A 7,385-nucleotide genomic window follows, 5' to 3' on the forward strand; every position below is an offset into this window, starting at 1 on the left:
CGCGGGGGACCGTACGGGACCACGCGCGCCGGATGGAGGCGTGGCTGCCGGTGGGGGCGCCGCTCAAGCAGGCGTTCAGCACGATGCTGCAGCACGACGCGGGCTGGATCGCGGTGCTGGACGACGACCGCTTCCTCGGCGTCCTCACTCCGGCCCGGCTCCACGAGGCCCTCCGCCGCTCGATCGACGCCGACGCGGGCGGCATCGCCCGCGGCGACGTCCAGCTCCAGACCGTCGCCGACGTGTAGGTCCGCAGGGGCGCGGGGAACTGCGCGACCAGCCACGACGGCGCCGCAGACGGTGGACGACAGGTCAGGACACTTCCAGCGGAGCGCTTAGGCGGCCGCCGAGCCACTCCAGCGCGGCGGGGACCTCCCGCTTCCAGGTGTTGAAGTTGTGGCCGCCGGTGCTCAGGATGATCGACGAGATCCGGGTCGGCTCCCCGCGCCGGTTGAGCCGCTTCACCTTGTTCACGAAGCGCACGGTGTCCTTGTAGTTCTCCTCACCGTGCTCGCTGCTGGACACCAGCAGCGAGACCGGCGGCGCCGGCTTGTGGTCCAGCCGCCACATCAGGTCGTTCTCCCGCTCCAGCCGCTCGCTGCCGCCGAAGAGATCGCCCGTGGTCGCGTCGATCGGGGCCTTGTACGAGGGGGAGAGCCCGGCCGCCGCCGAGAACGCGTCGGGGTGGCGCATCGCCATCTTCAGCGCGCAGTAGCCGCCGGTGGAATTTCCGATGACGCCCCAGTTACGGGCCCGCTTGCCCACGCGGTAGTGGTCGGCCACCGCCTTCGGCAGATCCTTGGTGAAGAACGTCTCGGCCCGCGGCCCGCCGGGCACGTCCACGCACTCGGTGTCGCGCGGCGGCGCGACCGTCGGCCGCATCATCACCAGGACGAGGGGCTGCATCCTCCCCGCTTTGACCAGCCGGTGCGAGTGCTGTGGATACTTCAGGCCATTGATGAGCGCCTCGGTGGTGCCCGGGTACCCGGTCAGCACCAGCGCGGCGGGGAAGGTCCGCCGGGCGTACTCGGGCCGGAAGTACTCCGGCGGCAGATAGATGTACGCCGGGCTCGCGATCCCGGAGACCGGCCCCTGGACCTTCACCTTCTCGATGCGCCCGGCGATCCTGGGCGAGGAGCCGCCGTCCATGGCCAGGTGGCGGGTCTCGGTGACCCGCACCCGGGTGCCCGGGGTGTCATGATCCACCACGACACCCGGCTCGTCCTGCGTACCGAGGAGGTCGGACCAGGATCCGTAGAATCCGAAGGACTGATTGGCGAACAGTCCGAACGCCATGAACACGGTCAGCTGCGTGCCCAGTAACATGCCGACCCGGCCGAGCACGGGAGCCACGCCGCGCCCGGCCAGCCGGGGCCACAGCCATATCGTGGCCGCGAACAGCAGCAACGCCGCGACGGCTGCCGCGATCACGATGTTGTTGCTCGTGAGACCCATCACTATCTTTCTGCCGGGCGGCCGGCCCCCCCGAGCCGCCGGGGAACCCCCCAGCCGTGGCTGGGGAGTGAACCCCACTCCTTCAAACGCCGTCTTACTGGGCGCAAATCGTGCGGATGCCGCGCAACAGAACCGAAGATCCTCTTGACCGAAGCGACGGGAATACAGATGTCTGACAGTCAAGATGCCGAAACATCCGGGAAGGTTCCCACCCGGATACGGCGCCTGCCACGCGGCCCCAGGCCGGAGGCGGTGCCCACCGGCGTCGGCACCGCGTGCACGCTGATCGGGCTGATGGACATCGTCTTCCCCCGGCTGCGGCACAGCAGGGTGCACGCGCTGGCCGAGCTGCTGCCGGGGGCCGTGAGCTCCCTGGCGGCCGCCGCCTCGATCGTGGTCGGTCTGCTGCTGCTGATGCTGGCCCACGGCCTCAAGCGGCGTAAGCGGCGGGCCTGGGTCGCGGCCGTGGGGCTGCTGCCGGTCGGCGCCGCCGCACAGCTGCTCTACCGGCACTCGGTCATCGGCATGGTCCTCTCCCTCGTGCTGATGGGGGTGCTGATCCGCTACCGCGCCGAGTTCGCGGCCCTGCCGGACCCCCGCAGCCGCTGGATGGCGCTGGCCAACCTCGTGGTCATGGGCGCGGTCAGCGTCACCGTGGGGCTGCTCATCGTCCGGTCCCATCCGGACGCCATCGAGGGAAGCCCGTCGCTGGGCGAGCAGCTTGAGCACGTCCTGTGGGGCCTGTTCGGCTTCGAGGGGCCGGTCGACTACCGCCACGGCGCGGACTACACCGTCGGCTACTCCCTCGGCGCGCTGGGCCTGCTGACCGTCGCCACCACCGCCTATCTCGCCTTCCGCCCCGAGCACCCCGCCGCCCGTCTCACCGGCGAGGACGAGGAGCGGCTGCGGGGCCTGCTCGCCGCCCACGGGCGCCGCGACTCGCTCGGCCACTTCGCGCTCCGCCGCGACAAGGCCGTGGTCTTCTCCCCCACCGGCAAGGCCGCGGTCTGCTACCGCGTGGTCTCCGGGGTGATGCTCGCCAGCGGCGACCCGGTCGGCGACGTGGAGGCGTGGCCCGGTGCGATCGCCCGCTTCATGGAGGAGGCACGGGCCCACTCCTGGACCCCGGCGGTGATGGGCTGCTCCGAGACCGGCGGCGAGGTGTGGACCCGCGAGACCGGCCTGGACGCGCTGGAGCTCGGCGACGAGGCCATCGTCGATGTGGCGGACTTCACCCTCTCCGGGCGCGCGATGCGCAATGTGCGCCAGATGGTCAAGCGGATCGAGCGGGCCGGCTACCAGACCCGGGTGCGGCGCGCCGCCGAGCTGAGCCCCGAGGAGCTGGAGACCATCCGGCGCGCCGCCGCCGACTGGCGGGGCACCGACACCGAGCGCGGCTTCTCGATGGCGCTGGGCCGGATCGGCGACCCGGCGGACGGGGACGCGGTCATCGCCACCGCCCACAAGGCCGCCGACGAGGGCGCCGAGGAGGGCCCGTACGGGGACCTCAAGGCCGTGCTGCACTTCGTGCCGTGGGGCCGGGACGGGATGTCGCTGGAGCTGATGCGGCGCGACCGGAGCGCCGACCCGGGCATGAACGAGCTGCTGATCGTGGCCGCGCTGCGGGCCGCCCCCGAGCTGGGCGTGGAGCGGGTGTCGCTGAACTTCGCGATGTTCCGCTCGGCGCTGGCGCGCGGCGAGAAGCTGGGCGCGGGCCCGGTGCTGCGCGGCTGGCGGGCGCTGCTGGTGTTCCTCTCCCGCTGGTTCCAGATCGAGTCGCTGTACAAGTTCAACGCGAAGTTCCAGCCGCGCTGGGAACCGCGCTTCGTGGTCTTCCGCAACACCCGCGACCTGCCCCGGATCGGCCTGGCCGCGATGCAGGCCGAGGGGTTCGTCTCGCTCGCCCTGCCCCGGCTGCTGCGCCGCGGCCGCCGCCCCGAGCCCCGGCCCTGCGCCCATCGGCACCGGGCCGAGGGCCGGGAGCTCCAGCAGGCGGCCTGATCCAGAACGCACCCCCCTACGCCTAGGCTGGGCACATGAGCACGTTGCATGGGCGGGGACGGGTGGCCGGACTGCCGGAGTGGAGCCGGTGCGCGGTGATGGGCGTGGTGAACGTCACACCCGACTCCTTCTCCGACGGCGGGAAGTGGTTCGACACCGATCTGGCCGTCAAACACGGTCTCGACCTGGTCACCGCCGGGGCCGACCTGGTGGACGTCGGCGGTGAGTCGACCCGGCCCGGCGCGCCGCGCGTCGACGAGGCCGAGGAGCTGCGCCGGGTGATCCCCGTGGTCCGGGAGCTGGCCGCGGCCGGGGCCGTGATCAGCGTGGACACCATGCGGGCCGCGGTGGCCGAGCGGGCCGTGGCGGCCGGGGCCCGGCTGGTCAACGACGTCAGCGGCGGCGGCGCCGACCCCGCGATGGTGCCCATGGTGGCCGCGGCGGGGGTGCCGTTCGTGGTGATGCACTGGCGCGGCCAGTCGATCGACATGAACAACCGGGCGGTGTACGCGGACGTGGTCGGCGAGGTCGTCGCCGAGCTGCGCGCCGGTCTGGAGCGGGCGGTCGCGGGCGGGATCGACCCGGAGCGGATCGTGGTCGACCCGGGCCTGGGCTTCGCCAAGGACGCCGACCACGACCTGGCGCTGGTGGCCCATCTGTCCGCGCTGCGGGAGCTGGGCCGGCCGCTGCTGGTGGCGGCCTCCCGCAAGCGGTTCCTGGGGCGGGTCCTGGCCGGTGACGGGGGCAGCCCGCCGCCCGCCCGGGAGCGGGACGCCGCCACGGCGGCGGTCTCCGCGCTCGCGGCGCGCGAGGGCGCCTGGGCCGTCCGGGTGCACGAGGTACGGGCCAGCGCGGACGCGGTGCGCGTGGCGCGGGCCATCGAAGCGGCCGAGACCACGGCGGGAGCGCTGTGACTTCCCTTACGGACAACGAGCGTGTGGCGCTGGTGAACACCGCGCTGTACGACGCCATGGAGCAGGGCGACCACGCCACGCTGCAGCGGCTCTGGCTGGACTCCCCCGACACCGAGGTGTCCTGTGTCCACCCGGGCTGGCCGGTGCTGCGCGGCCGGGGCGAGGTGCTCCGCTCATACGCCCTGATCATGGCCAACACGGACTACATCCAGTTCTTCCTGACGGATGTCGAGGTGTCGGTGATGGCCGACACCGCCATGGTGACCTGCACCGAGAACATCCTCAGCGGCGCCCCCGCGGAGGAGGAGGGCCAGCTCGGCCCGCTGGTGGGCCAGCTGGTCGTGGCCACGAACGTGTTCCGCCGAACGGAGGACGGCTGGAAGGTCTGGGCGCACCACGGCTCCCCGGTGCTCGCGGAGAGCGACGACGAGGAGCCGGGCGGCCCCGAAGGCCCCGCCGACGACGGACTGCTGCCGGGCTGAGCCCACCCTGTTCGATCATCGCGAGGTGGGGGTAGGAGGCTGTGGCGCGGAGCGTCGGCAGCCGGCGCCGCCCACCCCATGGGCGAGTGCCGCCGGAGCTCGCAGGTAGATTCGAGGCAGGTACCCCCGCATACGGCAGGGGACGGGTGGTGCGTTCCGGATGGGACGTGCCCGCGTACCGACGACCAGCAGGAGTGGTTCAGGTGGATCGTGTCGCGCTGCGCGGCCTGAGGGCTCGCGGGCACCACGGTGTGCTGCCCCATGAGCGCGAGGAGGGCCAGGACTTCGTCGTGGACCTCGTGCTCGGCCTGGACACTCGGCCCGCCGCGGCCGACGACGACCTCGGCAAGACCGTCCACTACGGCGTGGTGGCGGAGGAGGTCGTGGACGTGGTGCGGGGTGAGCCGGTCGATCTGATCGAGACGCTGGCCGAACGGATCGCGGACCGGTGCCTCAAGCACGACGTGGTGCGGGAGGTCGAGGTCGTGGTGCACAAGCCGCAGGCCCCGATCACCGTGCCCTTTGACGACGTGACCATCACCATCACCCGGAGCCGAGTATGAGCAGCAGCGACCCGACCGTGCAGCCCGTTCCCGCCTCCGTGGTGGAGCAGGTGGACGCCGCCGATGTGACGTTGAGCAACCCCAAACGGGCGGTGATCTCGCTCGGCAGCAACCTGGGCAACCGTCTGGAGATCCTCCAGGGCGCGATCGACGCGCTGGAGGACACCCCGGGCCTGCGGGTCAAGGCCGTGTCGCCGGTGTACGAGACGGATCCGTGGGGCGTGGAACCCGGTACCCAGGCCACGTACTTCAACGCGGTGGTGCTGATCAAGACGACGCTGCCGCCGTCCTCGCTGCTGGAGCGCGGCCACGCCATCGAGGAGGCGTTCGAGCGGGTGCGGGACGAGCGCTGGGGCCCGCGCACCATCGACGTGGACATCGTGGCGTACCAGGACGTGGTCTCCGACGACCCGCAGCTGACCCTGCCGCATCCGCGCGCCCATGAGCGCGCGTTCGTCCTGGTGCCGTGGAACGACGTGGATCCGCAGGCCGAGGTACCCGGGCGCGGCCCGGTCGCGGGGCTGCTGGCGGCGATGGGCCTGGACGGGGTCCGGGTCCGCACCGATCTGGAACTGCGACTGCCCGAGTAGACGTTGATCCGGATAGGTTCCGGGAGACGTTGGTACGTACTGGATTGAGGGGCGACCGCTCGGTGAAGCAACTTCGGATCGGGGTGCTGGTCGGGCTGTTCGCCGTGGCCGGTGTGGTGTCGTGGGCGGGCGCCCGGCTGTGGGACACCTTCGGGTCGCTGCCGAGCGTCCCGGTGGCCGCGCCGATCGTGCTGGCCCTGATCGCGGTGGTGCTGGCCGCCACCGCGCTGTCGCTGCGGGCCCGGCTGCGCGCCCAGCGGGAGCGGCAGCCCGACGCCAAGGGCGTGGACCCGATGGTGGCCGCCCGTGCGGTGGTCTTCGGACAGGCCAGCGCGCTGGTGGCGGCGCTGATCGCGGGGATGTACGGCGGAGTGGGCGTCTTCCTGGCCATGGAGCAGCTCGATGTGCCCGCCCGCCGCGATCAGGCGCTCTACGCCGGGGGCTCGGTTCTGGCGGGCGCGGGGGTGGTGGCGGCCGCGTTCTTCCTGGAGCGGGTGCTCAAGCTCCCGGAGGACGACGACAACGACGGCAACGGTCCGAGCGCGGCGGCCCGCGCCTGAGAGCCTGAAGCACACCGCCGTACGCGGCCGGGCCGCGTCGTCATACGCGGCTGAGCCGCGCGGAGCCGCTCAGCGGGCCATGATGAGGCTCATTGCCTCGGCCCGGGTGGCCGGGTCGCGCAGCTGGCCGCGGACGGCCGAGGTGAGGGTCTTGGCGCCGGGCTTGCGCACCCCGCGCATGGTCATGCACATGTGCTCGCACTCGACCACCACGATCACCCCGCGCGGTTCCAGTATCCGCATCAGGGACTCGGCGATCTGGGTGGTGAGCCGCTCCTGGACCTGGGGGCGGCGGGCGAAGACATCGACCAGCCGGGCCAGCTTGGACAGCCCGGTGATCTTGCCGTCGTGGGACGGGATATAGCCCACATGGGCCACGCCCACGAAGGGCACCAGGTGGTGCTCGCAGGAGGACATCACCTCGATGTCCTTGACCAGCACCATCTCATCGTGGCCCAGGTCGAAGGTGGTGGTCAGGACGTCCTCGGGCTCCTGGCGCAGCCCGGCGAAGATCTCCTTGTACGCACGGGCCACCCGGCCCGGCGTCTCGCGCAGCCCCTCCCGGTCGGGGTCCTCGCCGACGGCGATCAGCAGCTCGCGGATCGCGTTCTCGGCGCGCTTCTCGTCGAACACGCCAATGGGGCTCTCGCCGTCCAGCGTCACCGGGTCGGTCATGGACTGCCTCGTTCCTCACATACACGCACACGAACGCGAAAATGCCGCGGGGGGCACCCGGGTAAAGAGAGGGTGTGGGGCAGTTATATGGGGGGGCGGGGGGGGGTCGACCCCCCCCCGGCGGGGGGTGTAGATGAGAGAGACG

Annotated in this window: 9 protein-coding genes; 7 read left to right on the plus strand and 2 right to left on the minus strand. The window is 72.1% G+C overall.

From position 1 onward, the window contains the following. Window positions 1-248: CBS domain-containing protein (locus ACFXB5_RS42305; protein ID WP_385218858.1), on the plus strand; the 248-nt coding region annotated here is incomplete at its 5' end. Between the two features lie 64 nt (window positions 249-312). On the opposite strand, the gene ACFXB5_RS42310 is transcribed toward ACFXB5_RS42305, so the two are convergent. After that, the gene (locus tag ACFXB5_RS42310; protein ID WP_385218860.1) at window positions 313-1,455 is read right to left on the minus strand and encodes an alpha/beta hydrolase; all 1,143 of its coding nucleotides are present in this window, start codon (window positions 1,453-1,455) and stop codon (window positions 313-315) included. 168 nt (window positions 1,456-1,623) lie between these two features. Between ACFXB5_RS42310 and ACFXB5_RS42315 the strand changes: the two genes are divergently transcribed. The 6 genes from ACFXB5_RS42315 to ACFXB5_RS42340 all read left to right on the plus strand — a co-directional run bounded on the left by ACFXB5_RS42315 (window position 1,624) and on the right by ACFXB5_RS42340 (window position 6,565). Next, window positions 1,624-3,456: a phosphatidylglycerol lysyltransferase domain-containing protein gene (locus ACFXB5_RS42315; RefSeq protein ID WP_385218861.1), complete on the plus strand. Its 1,833-nt coding sequence runs from the start codon at window positions 1,624-1,626 to the stop codon at window positions 3,454-3,456. A 35-nt stretch (window positions 3,457-3,491) separates the two neighbouring features. After that, entirely contained in the window at window positions 3,492-4,370 is an 879-nt protein-coding gene (gene folP / locus ACFXB5_RS42320; RefSeq protein WP_385218862.1) for a dihydropteroate synthase, read from the plus strand. Then, on the plus strand, window positions 4,367-4,852 hold the full coding sequence (locus ACFXB5_RS42325; RefSeq protein ID WP_037964699.1) for a nuclear transport factor 2 family protein: 486 nt from the start codon (window positions 4,367-4,369) through the stop codon (window positions 4,850-4,852). Before folP ends, ACFXB5_RS42325 begins: the two co-directional genes overlap by 4 nt. Window positions 4,853-5,055: 203 nt before the next feature. Next, on the plus strand, window positions 5,056-5,415 hold the full coding sequence (gene folB / locus ACFXB5_RS42330; RefSeq protein WP_372461967.1) for a dihydroneopterin aldolase: 360 nt from the start codon (window positions 5,056-5,058) through the stop codon (window positions 5,413-5,415). Beyond that, the gene (gene folK / locus ACFXB5_RS42335; RefSeq protein WP_385218863.1) at window positions 5,412-6,005 is read left to right on the plus strand and encodes a 2-amino-4-hydroxy-6-hydroxymethyldihydropteridine diphosphokinase; all 594 of its coding nucleotides are present in this window, start codon (window positions 5,412-5,414) and stop codon (window positions 6,003-6,005) included. Before folB ends, folK begins: the two co-directional genes overlap by 4 nt. A gap of 62 nt (window positions 6,006-6,067) precedes the next feature. Then, window positions 6,068-6,565 carry a DUF3180 domain-containing protein gene (locus ACFXB5_RS42340; RefSeq protein WP_086883224.1) on the plus strand — a complete coding sequence of 166 codons (498 nt, stop codon included), beginning with the start codon at window positions 6,068-6,070 and terminating at the stop codon, window positions 6,563-6,565. Between the two features lie 69 nt (window positions 6,566-6,634). On the opposite strand, the gene folE is transcribed toward ACFXB5_RS42340, so the two are convergent. Beyond that, window positions 6,635-7,240, minus strand: coding sequence for a GTP cyclohydrolase I FolE (folE, locus tag ACFXB5_RS42345; RefSeq protein ID WP_059142458.1), 606 nt, complete (start codon window positions 7,238-7,240; stop codon window positions 6,635-6,637). Window positions 7,241-7,385: the final 145 nt, after the last annotated feature.

This window comes from Streptomyces sp. NPDC059455, assembly GCF_042750115.1.
GTDB classification, from domain to species: domain Bacteria; phylum Actinomycetota; class Actinomycetes; order Streptomycetales; family Streptomycetaceae; genus Streptomyces; species Streptomyces endocoffeicus.